This window comes from Streptomyces sp. NPDC048584 (genome assembly GCF_043199595.1).
Lineage (GTDB): Bacteria > Actinomycetota > Actinomycetes > Streptomycetales > Streptomycetaceae > Streptomyces > Streptomyces edwardsiae.
The window spans coordinates 577,440-590,732 of sequence record NZ_JBICWF010000002.1; the positions used below are offsets into that span (position 1 = coordinate 577,440).

Genomic DNA, 13,293 nt, shown 5'->3' on the forward strand with positions numbered 1-13,293 from the left:
GAACCGTCCCGGAGCCAAGACTTCCCCGTGTCCAGCGGGTACGGTCGGTGCGTGCCCGCCGACCCACTGCACCGCGCCGGAAAGTCACAGCGCAGCGCGACGAGCCAGCCGACGAACGGCTCACGGGCGAGCGCGATCGAGGTCCGCAGGAGCACCCGCCGCCGCAGGACGGTCTCCGCGTACCGCGAGGGCGATCGCACCGTCGTGCTCATCCCCGCCCGGATGTCCGAGGCGGAGGAGCAGCGCTGGGTGACCGTCATGCTCGACAAGCTGGCCGCCCAGGAGAGCAGGCGGGCACTCGGCGACACCGAGCTGGCCGAGCGCGCCCGGCGGCTGTCCGGCCAGTACTTCGACGGTCGGGCCAGACCCGCCTCGGTGCGCTGGGTGACCAACCAGAACACCCGCTGGGGCTCGTGCACCCCGGCCGAGGGGAGCATCCGGCTGTCGCACCGGCTGCAGGGCATGCCGGAGTACGTCGTCGACTACGTCCTCTGCCATGAGCTGGCGCATCTGCTGGTCCCCGGGCACGGCCCGCGTTTCTGGCGGCTGCTCGAGGCGTATCCCAGGACCGAGCGGGCCCGCGGCTATCTCGAGGGAGTGGTGGCGGCGGAGCGGCTGCCGCATGTTCCCGGTGCGCGCGACGTGTGAGCTCCCGCCCGAGGTGAGCGCGTCGCGGGCCCGCCCGTGCGTTGTGTACCGGGTCTGTACCGACTTCATCCGGTGTCGGAGTTTGCGGTTAGCCTGGCGCGACGCACTCACATTCGGGATGGGGGACGGTCGTACGTATGGCCAGGGAATTCCAACGCGGCCACAAGGCCAGGATCAGTGATCTGACGGCAGGGACGGATCTGTACGTGGGTGTGCAGATCTCCGGCCCGGGCCTGACCTTCGACATCAGCTGCTTCGGTCTCGACGCCGACGAACGGCTCTCGGACGACCGGTACTTCATTTTCTACAACCAGCCGAAGTCCCCCGAGGAGTCCGTTCAGCTCCTGGGTGCGCAGGCGGGCGACACCGAGTCGTTCCGCGTGACGCTCGACCGGATCCCGCAGCAGATCAGGAAGCTGTCCTTCACGGCGACTCTCGACGGTGCCGGCCAGATGTCGCAGGTCGGACCCGGGTACATCCGTATCGTCGCGGGTGGCGAGGAAGTGGCCCGGTATCCGTTCAGCGGCTCGGAGTTCTCCACCGAGCGGGCCGTGATGCTGGGTGACTTCTACTTCAAGGACGTCTGGCGGTTCGCCGCCGTCGGACAGGGTTTCGACGGCGGGCTCGACGCGCTGCTGAAGAACTTCGGCGGCGAGGTGGCCGAGGAGGAGCCGGCCGCCGCCCCGCCGCAGCAGCCGGCGGCCGGCGGTGCCGCGCCCGGTTTCGCGCCGCCCGCCCAGGCCGCCGCGCCGCCCGCGTTCGGAGCGCCCGGCGGTGGCCCGGCACCCGTGCCGGCTCCGGCTCCCGTGCCCCAGCCGGCCGCACCGGGCTTCACGCCGCCGCCGGCTCCCGCACCGGCCGCGCCGCCGGTGCACACCGCGCCGACCATCGTCGCCCCCCTGCACACCCCGCCCGGCGGATCCCCCGTACCTCCCCCGGCGCCGGCCCCCGCCCCCTTCGGCCAGCCGGGCCAGCAGCCGCCCTACGGCCAGCCCGCCCCGCCGCCGGGCTACGGACAGCCGCCGGGCCCGCAGGCACCGCCCGGCTACGGCCAGCCGCCGCCCCCTCAGGGTTACGGACACCAGCCGCCGCCCGGACAGCCGCCCGCCCCGCAGGCCCCCTACGGGGCACCGCAGGGCGCTCCCCACGGTGCTCCGCAGGGCCCGGGTGTCCTGGGCGCGCTCCAGCAGTTCAAGGAGACGCCCACCGGCCAGCGCTGGACGCAGCAGAACAAGAAACTCGTCCGCGCGGACCTCGGTGTCGGCGGACAGCCCGTGCTCGCCCGGCAGGGCAGCATGGTGCTCTACCAGGGCAAGGTCGACTTCAGCTACAAGGGCGCCGGTTTCTCCGGCCGCATCGTCGGCAACGCCACCGGTCAGGAGATGCAGCTGATGCGCTGCACCGGCCAGGGCCAGGTGTTCTTCGCCGAGAACTCCACGATGCTGCACCCGATCGAGCTCCAGGGCGACGCCGTCTGCGTCTCCGCCGAGAACGTGCTCGCCTTCGACGAGGGCCTCCAGTACGAGGTCCGCCGTATCGAGGGGCACGGCATCCCGGGCGGCGCGCTGTTCACGATGCAGTTCCAGGGCACCGGCACCATCGTCGTGAAGACCCACGGCGTGCCCGTGGTGCTGCCGGTCACACCCACGACGTTCGCCGACTGCAACGCCGTGGTCGCCTGGTCCGCCGCCTCCCAGGTGGTCGTCTCCAGCCAGGTGCGGATGCGCCGCAACTCCTACCCCGGCGACACGGGGGAGAGCGTGAACCTGCAGTTCCGGGGTGCACCCGGCAACTTCATCGTCGTCCAGCCGTACGAGATCTGAGGGAGCCCGTTATGAACCAGCCACTCGCGGGCTTCGCTCCCGCACCCGTCACCGCCCGCATGGAGAACCACGGCAATCACATGCTGAAGGTCGCCATGCAGACCGGCAACGACCTTCTCGCGCGGGTGGGGTCGATGGTCGCCTACGAAGGGTTCGTCCAGTACGAGCCCAACCCGCCCGCCGTGCGTCAGATCGCCAAGGACTGGCTCACCGGTGAGGGCGCGCCCCTGATGAAGTGCTCCGGCGACGGTCTGCTGTACCTCGCCGACTACGGCGCCAACGTCGTCGTGATCAACCTCAACGGCGACGGCATCTCCGTCAATGCCACCAATCTGCTCGCCTTCGACGCCCATCTCACATGGGGCGTGGAACGGGTCAAGGGCCTGGCGAAGTTCGCCGGACAGGGCCTGTGGAACACCAAGATCTCCGGGCAGGGCTGGGTCGCGCTCACCTCGCGCGGCAAGCCGATCGTCGTCGACTGCGGTGGTGGCGACGACGAGACCTACGTCGATCCGGACGCCCTCGTCGCCTGGTCCCCGAACCTCAAGGTGAAGGGCAAGCGCAGCTTCCGGGCACAGTCGCTGATCGGCCGCGGCAGCGGGGAGGCCTACCAGATGGCCTTCTCCGGCCAGGGCATCGTCGTCGTCCAGCCCAGTGAGGACAGCACCGACCGTCTCCGGGTCCGGGGCTGAGGGGGAGCAACCACACCATGCAGAGCCCGCTTTTCGCGTACAACGACCAGCAGTCCCAGGACCGCTGGAGTCTGCAGAACCAGCAGATGCTCCGTGTCGCCCTGGAGGGTCACGACGACATCCTCGCCCGCAAGGGCGCCATGGTCGCCTATCAGGGACTCGTCGAGTTCGACGCCGAGTACCAGAGCAACAGCGCCTCACGCGCGCGTGCGCACACCGGTGAGGGACTCGACCTGATGCGCTGCCACGGGCAGGGCACCGTCTATCTCGCCAACCTCGCCCAGCGCATCCACGTCATGGAGGTGGAGCAGGACGGGCTGACGGTCGACAGCAGCTATGTGCTCGCGATGGACTCCTCACTGCACCACGAGGTCATCGCCGTCGACAGCCTGTACGGCATCTCCGGCTCCGGGAAGTACCAGCTCAACATCACCGGCCAGGGCAGGGTCGCGCTGATGACCTCCGGTATGCCGCTGCTGATGCAGGTGACGCCGGACAAGTACGTCAACTGCGACGCGGACGCGATCGTCGCCTGGTCCACGTCCCTGCGCGTGCAGATGCAGGCGCAGACCCACTCCTCCGGGGTGTGGCGGCGCCGCGGCAGCACCGGCGAGGGCTGGGAGCTCAGCTTCATGGGCACCGGCTTCGCGCTGGTGCAGCCCAGCGAGCTGCTGCCGCCGCAGAACGCCCAGATCGGCTCCGGCCTCTCCGCCCAGTACGGCATGGGACAGCAGGGGGCCCGCGGCCAGAACCAGGGCAACGTCTGGAGCTGAATCCACGGGTAAGGGGCGGCCGCCATTGCGGCCGCCCCTTACCCGTGTCTCAGACGCCCAGTCTCGTCCGGGTCGCTTCGACCAGACGGGTGACCGAGGTGTCGGCCACGTCCGCCACCTCGTCGTACGGGAACCAGCGCAGGTCGAGGGACTCCTCGCTGATCGCCTCGACGGCCCCGGAGGGGGCCAGCGCCGCGTACTGGACGTCCAGATGCCAGGCACACGGCGTGTGATGACGGTCCAGCCGCACCGGGCCCCCGGGCGCCAGCGTCAGTCCGGTGATGCCGGACTCCTCCGTCGCCTCCCGCAGAGCCGCCGCCGCGAGCGAGACATCGCCAGGCTCGCAGTGCCCGCCCATCTGGAGCCACATGCGCAGCTTCCGGTGCAGGGTCAGCAGCACCCGGCCCCGCTCCGGGTCGATCACCAGGCCGCTCGCCGTGATGTGACCGTCCGTACAGGCCTTCCACATGCCGTCCGGATGCGCCGCGAGGTGGGTCAGATAGGTCTGGCGCAGTTCGGACTGGTCCTCGTACCCCTTGAGCACGAGGACCGCGTCGTCGTGAAGGGTCACTCGGTGTCGTCGCCCTTGTTCTTGTCCTCGCCGTCGTCCTTCTTCCTGAGGTCGGGCGTGCCACCGGCGGCTTCGCCGAGCATCTTGTCCAGCTCGGAGAAGTCGATCTGCTCTCGGTGCACGAAACCGTCCGGGTCGTCCAGGTCGGTCGCCGTCGGCAGCATGTCCGGGTGTGCCCACAGCGCGTCCCGGCCGTCGACCCCGCGCGCGTCGGTGAGCGACGCCCACAGCCGCGAGGCGTCGCGCAGCCGACGCGGGCGCAGCTCCAGACCGATCAGCGTGGCGAACGTCTGCTCCGCCGGACCGCCCGAGGCGCGGCGGCGGCGCAGCGTCTCGCGCAGGGCGTCCGCCGACGACAGCCGCGGCTTGGCGGCGGCGTGCACCACCGCGTCCACCCAGCCCTCGACGAGCGCCAGCGCCGTCTCCAGACGGGCCAGGGCAGCCTTCTGCTCGGGCGTGTCCTCCGGCTGGAACATGCCCTGCTGAAGGGCCTCCTGCAGCTGCTCGGGGTTCTGCGGGTCGAACTGCCCGACGACGTCCTCGAGCTTGCCGGTGTCGACCTTGATCCCGCGCGCATAGCCGTCCACGGCGCCGAACAGATGCGAGCGCAGCCACGGCACATGGGCGAAAAGACGCTGGTGGGCGGCCTCGCGCAAGGCGAGATACAGCCGCACCTCCTCCTGGGGGACGCCCAGGTCCTTGCCGAACGTCTCGATGTTCAGCGGCAGCAGCGCGGCCTTGCCGGCCGGACCGAGCGGAAGGCCGATGTCGGACGAGCCGACGACCTCACCGGCGAGCACGCCTACGGCCTGCCCGATCTGCGTGCCGAACATGGCGCCGCCCATGGAGCGCATCATGCCGATCAGCGGGCCGGCCATGGCCTGCATCTCCTCCGGCAGGACATCGCCCATCGCGTTACCGACGCGCTCGGCGACCGGGTCGACCAGCTCGCGCCACGCGGGCAGGGTCGCCTCGACCCACTCCGCGCGGCTCCAGGCCACGGAGGAGTGGGCGCCCGACGGCAGCGAGGTCGCGTCGTCCAGCCACAGATCGGCCAGACGGACCGCTTCCTCCACGGCCTTGCGGTCGGAGGCCCCGACGCTCGCGTCCTTCGACCCGTCCGCGGTGCCCTGCGCGACGGTCTGCCGCGCGATCTGCTTGGCCATGTCCCAGTTCACCGGCCCGCCCTCGTACGAGAGCATCTGGCCGAGCTGCTGGAACGCCGCGCCCAGGTCGGTGGGGTTCAGCGACCCGAACATCGCCGCGAACGGATTGTCCGCGCCCGGGCCGCCAAATCCTCCTGCTCCGGACATGCCGAAGCCGAACGGGTTGGCCGGGCCCTGACCACCACCGCTCTGCGGGTCCTTCTTCTTGCCCTCGTCGCCGTCGTCCGGCTCCTCCGGCGGAAGGCCGAATCCGAATGGGGTGTCACTCACGGGTTTCCTCGGCTGGTAGGGCCACCGGTTCTTTCCGGCGGCACGGCTGCCCGACAACACCACCCAGCGTAGACACCTGAAGCGGTTCGGGCCTCGGTGCTTCGCCGACAGAACGCCTGCGGCAGGATGGATGCCACCTGGTACGTACGCGTCGCTTGCGCCCGTACTGAAGACAACCACTGGAGACGCCCGGTGAGTTCCCCAGATCCACAGGTTCGCGCAGCGCGAAACAACTCAACCAGTGCCGCCCCGCGCGGGCCCGTCGTCGCGGTCACCGGAGCCGCGTCCGGCGTCGGTGCCCTGCTCACCGCGCGGCTCGCCGCCTCGGAGGAGATCAAGCAGGTCATCGCCATCGACGAGCGGCGAGGCGAGTGCGACGACGCGCGCTGGCACATCCTGGACGTACGGGATCCGGCGATCGCGGACAAGCTGCGCGGGGCCGACGTCGTGGTCCACCTCGCGCTCGACCTCGACCTGGAGACCGACGCGGCCGCCCGGACGGCCTACAACGTACGGGGCACCCAGACGGTGCTGACCGCCGCCGCGGCCGTCGGGGTGCACCGCGTGGTGCTGTGCACCTCGACGATGGTCTACGGGGCCCTGCCGGACAACGAGCTGCCGCTGTCCGAGGACGCGGAACTGCGGGCCACGGCGGAGGCCACGGGCGTCGGGGACCTCCTGGAGATCGAGCGCCTCGCGCGCCGGGCACCCCGGGCACACCCCGGCCTCAATGTCACCGTCGTACGCCCCGCCCTGCTGGTCGGCGGCACCGACACGGCGCTGACCAGGTATTTCGAGTCTCCCCGGCTGCTCGTGGTGGCCGGGTCGCGGCCCGCCTGGCAGTTCTGCCACGTCGACGACCTGTGCAGCGCCCTCGAGTACACCGTGCTGGAGAAGGCCGACGGCGAGCTGGCAGTCGGCTGCGACGGCTGGCTCGAGCAGGAGGAGGTCGAGGAGCTCACCGGCATCCGGCGGATGGAGCTGCCGTCGGCGGTCGCGCTCGGCGCGGCGGCCCGCCTGCACCGGATCGGGCTCACCCCGTCCCCCGCCGGGGACCTGGCGTACACGATGTACCCCTGGGTGGTGAGCGGCAGCAGGCTGCACGACGCCGGGTGGCGGCCCGCGCACACCAACGAGGAGGTGCTCGCCCAGCTCCTCGAGGAGGTGTCCGGCCGGCACACGGTCGCCGGACGGCGGCTGGGACGCAAGGACGCGACGGCGGCGGGCGCCGCGGGAGCGACGGTCGCCCTGCTGGGCGCGGCGGCGGTGGTACGCCGGGCCCGGAAGGCGCGCCGCCGCATCTGAGGCGCCACAGCGGCACCACGCGTGTGTGCCGGTCGGGGCGGGGACGCCGTACCGCCCGCGAGGTCCGGCGGCCGTGCACGCGTGTGTGCCGGGTCTGTTCCGGGTCGCCGTCGGGGTGGGGCACGATGGGGGCATGGCATCCACGCACGATCACCCCGGTGAGCAGGCCGCGCAGGACCCGATCAAGCTGATCGCGATCCGCGACACACCACTGTCCGTGGACGAGGTCCTCCGCGCGGTCGGCGACGACGCGGCGGGCGGGACGGCGCTGTTCGTAGGGACCGTGCGCAACCACGACGGGGGCGCCGACGTCGACGAGCTCGGCTATTCGTGCCACCCGAGCGCCGAGGACCGGATGCGGCGGATCGCCGAGAAGGTCGCCGCCGATCACCCCGTCCGTGCGCTGGCCGCCGTGCACCGTGTGGGCGACCTCAGGGTCGGGGACCTTGCGGTCGTCGTCGGCGTGTCGTGTCCGCACCGGGGGGAGGCCTTCGAGGCCTGCCGGAAGCTGATCGACGACCTCAAGCACGAGGTGCCGATCTGGAAGCACCAGAGGTTCTCGGACGGCACAGAGGAGTGGGTCGGCGCGTAGCGCCGTCGTTCGGGGGTGGTGGTCGGGCGACGGGAGGGCGGGTCGGCGCGTAGCGCCGTCGTTCGGGGGTGGTGGTCGGGCGACGGGAGGGCGGGTCGGCGCGTAGCGCCGTCGTCCGGGGAGGGCGAGGGCGGCGCCTGCTGAGGCGCGCCCAGGGCTCCGGTTGCGTAACCCCACCCCGGGCGTGAGCGTTGTCACTGCGGATGGTTAATCTGCTGATCAGTCAGTTGCGGACGCTCATGGGGTTGGGAGGTCGGCATGGCAGCGCTTGCCTGGTTGCTGATTCCGCTTGTGGCCGCGATCGGAGCGGGGCTGTGGGGCAGTTGGGCCAATCGCACGCGCAAGGTGCGCGGCGACGGCCCGGAGGTCATCGGTTACGCCCGCTTCCGCGAGGCCATGGAAAAGCCGCGCTCAGGTAGCTGAAAGCCGTAGAACAGCAGGTCACGGCGTACAGAGCGAGCAGGGCCGCCCGTCCGGGCGGCCCTGACGGTGTGCTGACAGGTCTGTCCCGTACTGTCGAGGCATGCCACGCCGCACCGCGACGATGCTCGCCTCCACCTTGATGCTGATCGCGCTCCTGTGTGCGGGAGTGTTCTTCCCTGTGCCCTACTCGGAGATGTCGCCGGGGCCGACGGTGAACACGCTGGGCGAGCACGACGGCGAGCCGGTGCTGCAGATCGACGGACGCAAGACGTATCCGACGGACGGCCATCTCAACATGACCACGGTGCGGGTCACCAGCGCCGACTACCGGATGAACCTCGTCGAGGCCGTCTACGGCTGGCTTGCGCACGACAACAAGGTCGTGCCGCACGAGACCCTCTACCCCGACGGCAAGACGGAGGAGGAGTCCACCCAGGAGAACGCCGAGGAGTTCAGCCAGTCGCAGGAGAGTGCCAAGGTCGCGGCGCTGAAGCAGCTCGACGTCCCGGTGAAGTCCTGGGTGATCGTCTCCACGGTCGTCAAGGGGTCCCCGTCCGAGGGCAGGCTGCACGCGGGCGACGTGATCAAGACCGTCGACGGCAAGACGGTGAAGGAGCCGGCCGACGTCGCCGAGCTGGTCACCGAGCACAAGCCGGGCGAGGACGTCGTCTTCACGATCGTGCCGGCCAAGGAGCAGGCCGCAGCCGAGAAGGCGAACCGGGCGGCGACGAAGACCGAGAAGGTCACGATCACCACCACGGACTCCGACGACGGCGGCGAGCAGCGCGCGATCGTCGGCATCTCCGCCGGGACCGACCACACCTTCCCGTTCAGCATCGACATCAAGCTGGCGGACGTCGGCGGGCCGAGCGCGGGCCTGATGTTCGCGCTCGGCATCTACGACAAGCTCACCCCCGGCAGCCTCACCGGCGGCAAGTTCGTCGCCGGCACCGGCACCATCGACGACGACGGCAAGGTCGGGCCGATCGGCGGGATCGAGATGAAGACCGTCGGCGCGCGCAGCAAGGGCGCCCAGTACTTCCTCACGCCCGCCGACAACTGCGCGTCCGCCGCCCAGGACACCCCCGACGGGCTGACCCTGGTGAAGGTGGACACCATCGACGACGCCCTGGGCGCCCTGGAGGACATCCGCTCCGGGGACACCGCGGACCTGCCGAAGTGCGCGGTGTCCTGACCGGCCGCGTTACTCCTCGAACGTCGCGGTGAGCGCCTGGGCCAGACCCGGCACCAGGTCGGAGCCGGTGAGGACCTCCGTGGGGGAGTCCTTCTCACGGAGCCGCAGTGCCGACTCGCGGGTCCCGTCGCGCAGCACCGCGACCGTCATCCGGACCTCCTGACGCTCAGGGTGCTGTGCCACCCAGTTCGTCAGCGCGGCCTCGTCCAGGTCCTTGGGAACCTGGGCCTCGGCCGACGGAGGCAGCATCAGCCGCTCCACGGCAAGGGCGCAGCCGGTCACCGAGCCGGGCCAGGCGATGGTGCCCAGGAACTCGTCGAGCGGCTTGCCCGTTGGAACCTCGTCCTGCTCGATCGGGGTGAGAGCGGTTGTCTCCTGTTCGTCGCCCAGACCGAGCCGGTCCGCGAGCGAGGGCTGTTCTGCCCGCAGCCGGGCGGTGTCGACGAGGGCGAAGAGGCGGGCGGGCTGGTCCCAGCCGAGGCCGGAGACGTACTCGTCGATCTCGAGCACGGCGCGGGTGAGCGGGTTGGCCGCCATGGGTGTGTTGGACATGGTCACAATCCTCTCTCGTTCCTCACCGGAATCGGGAACCGAGTAAAGCGTGAGTAAGTTGCATAGGTGTGGGCCCCGATCACAGGGGCCCGTACACGGTCCGTGAAGACGCGGGCCTGACGAATCAACAGCGAACTTCGAGGTGCCTACCTTGGCTTTCCAGATGCCGGACCGCGGCGGAGGCCCGACGGGGCCACGGATCAGAGTGGGCCGCCCGTCCCGGCGGGTCCGGACCCTGCTCATGACACTGGGCGTCCTGGCCGTCCTCGGCATGGTCTTCACCATGTTCGCGGGCTTCTGGACCGACTGGCTGTGGTACCGCTCGGTCGACTACTCGTCGGTGTTCACCACGACCCTGTCGACCAAGATCGGACTGTTCTTCGTCTTCGGTCTGCTGATGGCCCTCGCGGTCGGCTTCAACGTCTGGCTGGCCCACCGCATGCGGCCGCCGCTGAGCGCCATGTCGATGGAGCAGCAGAACCTCGACCGGTACCGGATGGGCATCGCCCCCTACAAGAAGTGGCTGCTGCTCGGCATCACCGCGCTGGTCGGCCTGATCGCCGGCGCCTCGGCGTCGAGCCAGTGGCGGACCTGGCTGATGTGGGTCAACGGCGTGCCGTTCGGCCAGAAGGACCCGCAGTTCAAGCTCGACGTCTCCTTCTACGCCTTCGACCTGCCCTGGTACCGGTTCCTGCTCGGCTTCGGCTTCGCCGCCACCATCCTGGCGCTGATCGCCGCCGCGCTCACCCACTACCTGTACGGCGGGCTGCGCATCACCAGCCCCGGCGCGCGTGCCACGGCCGCTGCCACCGGACACCTCTCGGTGCTCCTCGGCATCTTCGTCGCCCTGAAGGCGGTCGCCTACTGGCTCGACCGGTACGGACTGGCGGTGAAGTCCAGCGACTTCAAGGCCACCGACAGCTGGACGGGCCTGAGGTACGTCGACGCCAACGCCTATCTGCCGGCCAAGACGATCCTGTTCTGCATCGCCGTGATCTGCGCGTTGCTGTTCTTCGCCACCCTGTGGCGGCGCACCTGGCAGCTGCCCGTGATCGGCTTCGGTCTGATGGTGCTGTCGGCGATCCTCATCGGCGGCCTGTACCCGGCGATCGTGCAGAAGTTCCAGGTCCAGCCGAACGAGCAGGCCAAGGAAGCGCCGTACGTCGAGAAGAACCTCAAGGCCACGCGTGAGGCCTACGGCATCGACGACTCCCAGGTGACCGAGTACCCGGGCACCAGTCAGACCCAGGACAAGACGCGGCTGCGGGACGACGTCGGTGACACGGCGAGCATTCGGATCATGGACCCGAACATCGTCTCGCCGACGTTCCAGCAGCTCCAGCAGATCAGGAACTACTACGCGTTCCCGACCAACCTGGACGTCGACCGCTACAGCAAGGACGGCAAGGACCAGGACACCGTCATCGGTCTGCGCGAGCTGAACCTCAGCGGCATCCCGAAGCGGAACTGGATCAACGACCACTTCCGGTACACGCACGGATACGGGGTCGTCGCCGCCGAGGGCACCAGCGCCGACGCCGGCGGCCGTCCCGAGTTCACCGAGTCCGACCTGCCCTCCAAGGGCGACCTGGGGTCGTACGAGCAGCGCGTCTACTACGGCGAGCGCACGACGACGTACTCGATCGTCGGCGGTCCGCAGAAGGAGATCGACTACTCCGACGACAACGGCGAGAAGACGTACAGCTACAAGGGCGACAGCGGGGTCAACCTCGCCAACCCGGTCAACCGGGCCGCCTACGCGGTGGCGTTCAGCGAGCCGCAGATCCTTTACTCGGGTGCGATCGGCGAGGGTTCACGGATCCTCTACAACCGCACGCCCAAGGAGCGCGTCGAGGCGATCGCCCCCTGGCTGACCATCGACGGCGACGCCTATCCGGCGGTCGTGGACGGCCGTATCCAGTGGATCGTCGACGCCTACACGACCACCAACGGCTATCCGTACGCGTCGCGGACGACCCTGGGTGACACCACGGCCGACTCGCTGACCGCCACCAACGACCAGCGCGCGGTGGTGGCCCAGCAGAACCAGGTCAACTACATCCGCAACTCGGTGAAGGCGACCGTCGACGCGTACAGCGGCGAGGTCAAGCTCTACCAGTGGGACACCCAGGACCCGGTCCTGAAGACCTGGATGAAGGCCTTCCCGGACACGGTGCAGCCGAAGACCGAGATCTCCGGCGATCTGATGGCCCATCTGCGGTATCCGCAGGACCTGTTCAAGGTGCAGCGCGAACTGCTGACCCGCTACCACGTGAAGGACGCCACCACGTTCCTCTCGGGCAGCGAGGTGTGGCAGGTGCCGGACGACCCGACCAACAAGACGGGCGACGCGGTTCCGCCGTACTACCTGAGCATGAAGATGCCCGACCAGTCGGAGCAGACCTTCTCGCTCACCACGACGTTCACACCGAACGGCCGTGACAACCTCAGTGCCTTCATGGCGGTGAACGCCGATCCGGGCACCGACGACTACGGCAAGATCAGAGTCCTGAAGCTGCCGACCAGCACCACGGCCGCCGGACCCAAACAGGTCCAGAGCCAGTTCAACTCCGAACAGAACATCGCCGAGTCCATCAGGCTGCTGAGAGGCGGCGACTCGGAGGTCGAGTACGGCAACCTGCTCGCCGTCCCGCTCGACGGGGGACTGCTCTATGTGGAGCCGGTCTATGTGCGCGGTGGCGGGCTGAAGTATCCGCTGCTGCGGAAGGTGCTGGTGACCTACGGAGGCCAGACGGCCTTCGAGGACACCCTCGACGAGGCCCTGAACAAGGTCTTCGCCGGTGAGGGCACGCCCACCGAGCCACCACCGGGCGAGGACGAGGGCGCCGGTGAGGACGAGGGCACGACGCCACCGCCGGCTTCCGACAACCCGACGGTCCAGGAGGCGCTGAACGACGCCCAGAAGGCCTTCGACGCCGGCCAGGAAGCCCTGAAGAAGAACGACTGGGAGGCCTACGGCAAGGCACAGAAGGACCTGGAGGACGCGCTGCGCAAGGCCGAGGCGGCCCAGTCCTCCGAAGGGGGTGGCGGAGCCGGGGGCGGGGAGAGCGAGCCCAGTCCCGACGCGAGCCCGAGCAGTTAGCGACCGGCCTGGTCAAATGCCCCTCCCGCGCCGTGCTAGGGTTGCAGCACAACGGCGCGGGGTGGAGCAGCTCGGTAGCTCGCTGGGCTCATAACCCAGAGGTCGCAGGTTCAAATCCTGTCCCCGCTACTCACGTCACCGGCAGGTGACTTCAAAGGCCCGGATTCCTCAAGGAATCCG

General features: G+C 69.7%; 12 protein-coding genes and 1 tRNA gene. 10 read left to right on the forward strand and 3 right to left on the reverse strand.

Annotated elements, in window-relative coordinates; translation table 11 throughout:
• Positions 1-51: 51 nt before the first annotated feature.
• From ACGFR9_RS06885 to ACGFR9_RS06900, 4 genes are all read left to right on the forward strand, one after another.
• The gene (locus ACGFR9_RS06885; RefSeq protein ID WP_393203644.1) at positions 52-648 is read left to right on the forward strand and encodes a M48 family metallopeptidase; all 597 of its coding nucleotides are present in this window, start codon (positions 52-54) and stop codon (positions 646-648) included.
• Positions 649-785: 137 nt separating this feature from the next.
• The gene (locus tag ACGFR9_RS06890; protein WP_393203646.1) at positions 786-2,471 is read left to right on the forward strand and encodes a TerD family protein; all 1,686 of its coding nucleotides are present in this window, start codon (positions 786-788) and stop codon (positions 2,469-2,471) included.
• An 11-nt stretch (positions 2,472-2,482) separates the two neighbouring features.
• A complete protein-coding gene (locus tag ACGFR9_RS06895) occupies positions 2,483-3,163 on the forward strand; it encodes an AIM24 family protein (RefSeq protein ID WP_030219997.1) in 681 nt (226 codons plus the stop codon).
• A 17-nt stretch (positions 3,164-3,180) separates the two neighbouring features.
• Positions 3,181-3,936 (forward strand): AIM24 family protein, encoded by a 756-nt coding sequence (locus ACGFR9_RS06900; RefSeq protein ID WP_030219994.1) that lies wholly within the window; start codon positions 3,181-3,183, stop codon positions 3,934-3,936.
• 49 nt (positions 3,937-3,985) lie between these two features.
• On the opposite strand, the gene ACGFR9_RS06905 is transcribed toward ACGFR9_RS06900, so the two are convergent.
• Both ACGFR9_RS06905 and ACGFR9_RS06910 read right to left on the reverse strand, forming a co-directional pair.
• A complete protein-coding gene (locus ACGFR9_RS06905) occupies positions 3,986-4,507 on the reverse strand; it encodes an NUDIX hydrolase (protein WP_393203649.1) in 522 nt (173 codons plus the stop codon).
• Entirely contained in the window at positions 4,504-5,943 is a 1,440-nt protein-coding gene (locus tag ACGFR9_RS06910; RefSeq protein WP_393203650.1) for a zinc-dependent metalloprotease, read from the reverse strand. The genes ACGFR9_RS06905 and ACGFR9_RS06910 overlap by 4 nt, the downstream gene beginning before the upstream one ends.
• A gap of 192 nt (positions 5,944-6,135) precedes the next feature.
• Here ACGFR9_RS06910 and ACGFR9_RS06915 point away from each other — a divergent pair, with 192 nt between their 5' ends.
• From ACGFR9_RS06915 to ACGFR9_RS06930, 4 genes are all read left to right on the forward strand, one after another.
• Positions 6,136-7,248, forward strand: a complete 1,113-nt coding sequence (locus tag ACGFR9_RS06915) for an SDR family oxidoreductase (RefSeq protein ID WP_393203652.1) — start codon at positions 6,136-6,138, stop codon at positions 7,246-7,248.
• A 133-nt stretch (positions 7,249-7,381) separates the two neighbouring features.
• Positions 7,382-7,840: a molybdenum cofactor biosynthesis protein MoaE gene (locus tag ACGFR9_RS06920; protein ID WP_030219985.1), complete on the forward strand. Its 459-nt coding sequence runs from the start codon at positions 7,382-7,384 to the stop codon at positions 7,838-7,840.
• A gap of 258 nt (positions 7,841-8,098) precedes the next feature.
• On the forward strand, positions 8,099-8,263 hold the full coding sequence (locus ACGFR9_RS06925) for a hypothetical protein (RefSeq protein WP_199808999.1): 165 nt from the start codon (positions 8,099-8,101) through the stop codon (positions 8,261-8,263).
• Positions 8,264-8,363: 100 nt separating this feature from the next.
• Complete coding sequence (locus ACGFR9_RS06930) at positions 8,364-9,458, forward strand: PDZ domain-containing protein (RefSeq protein WP_393203655.1); 1,095 nt, start codon at positions 8,364-8,366, stop codon at positions 9,456-9,458.
• A gap of 9 nt (positions 9,459-9,467) precedes the next feature.
• On the opposite strand, the gene ACGFR9_RS06935 is transcribed toward ACGFR9_RS06930, so the two are convergent.
• Complete coding sequence (locus tag ACGFR9_RS06935) at positions 9,468-10,010, reverse strand: PPA1309 family protein (protein ID WP_393203657.1); 543 nt, start codon at positions 10,008-10,010, stop codon at positions 9,468-9,470.
• A 163-nt stretch (positions 10,011-10,173) separates the two neighbouring features.
• Between ACGFR9_RS06935 and ACGFR9_RS06940 the strand changes: the two genes are divergently transcribed.
• On the forward strand, positions 10,174-13,113 hold the full coding sequence (locus ACGFR9_RS06940) for a UPF0182 family protein (RefSeq protein WP_311641992.1): 2,940 nt from the start codon (positions 10,174-10,176) through the stop codon (positions 13,111-13,113).
• Between the two features lie 55 nt (positions 13,114-13,168).
• Positions 13,169-13,242 (forward strand) — tRNA-Met (locus ACGFR9_RS06945).
• The last annotated feature ends 51 nt before the right edge of the window (positions 13,243-13,293 follow it).

What these genes read in the sequence shown, in the direction of transcription:
- ACGFR9_RS06890 (WP_393203646.1), top strand. Translation starts at nt 786, where the DNA reads ATGGCCAGGGAATTCCAACGCGGCCACAAGGCCAGGATCAGTGATCTG.
- ACGFR9_RS06895 (WP_030219997.1), top strand. Translation starts at nt 2,483, where the DNA reads ATGAACCAGCCACTCGCGGGCTTCGCTCCCGCACCCGTCACCGCCCGC.
- ACGFR9_RS06900 (WP_030219994.1), top strand. Translation starts at nt 3,181, where the DNA reads ATGCAGAGCCCGCTTTTCGCGTACAACGACCAGCAGTCCCAGGACCGC.
- ACGFR9_RS06920 (WP_030219985.1), top strand. Translation starts at nt 7,382, where the DNA reads ATGGCATCCACGCACGATCACCCCGGTGAGCAGGCCGCGCAGGACCCG.
- ACGFR9_RS06925 (WP_199808999.1), top strand. Translation starts at nt 8,099, where the DNA reads ATGGCAGCGCTTGCCTGGTTGCTGATTCCGCTTGTGGCCGCGATCGGA.
- ACGFR9_RS06930 (WP_393203655.1), top strand. Translation starts at nt 8,364, where the DNA reads ATGCCACGCCGCACCGCGACGATGCTCGCCTCCACCTTGATGCTGATC.
- ACGFR9_RS06935 (WP_393203657.1), bottom strand. Translation starts at nt 10,010, where the DNA reads ATGTCCAACACACCCATGGCGGCCAACCCGCTCACCCGCGCCGTGCTC.
- ACGFR9_RS06940 (WP_311641992.1), top strand. Translation starts at nt 10,174, where the DNA reads ATGCCGGACCGCGGCGGAGGCCCGACGGGGCCACGGATCAGAGTGGGC.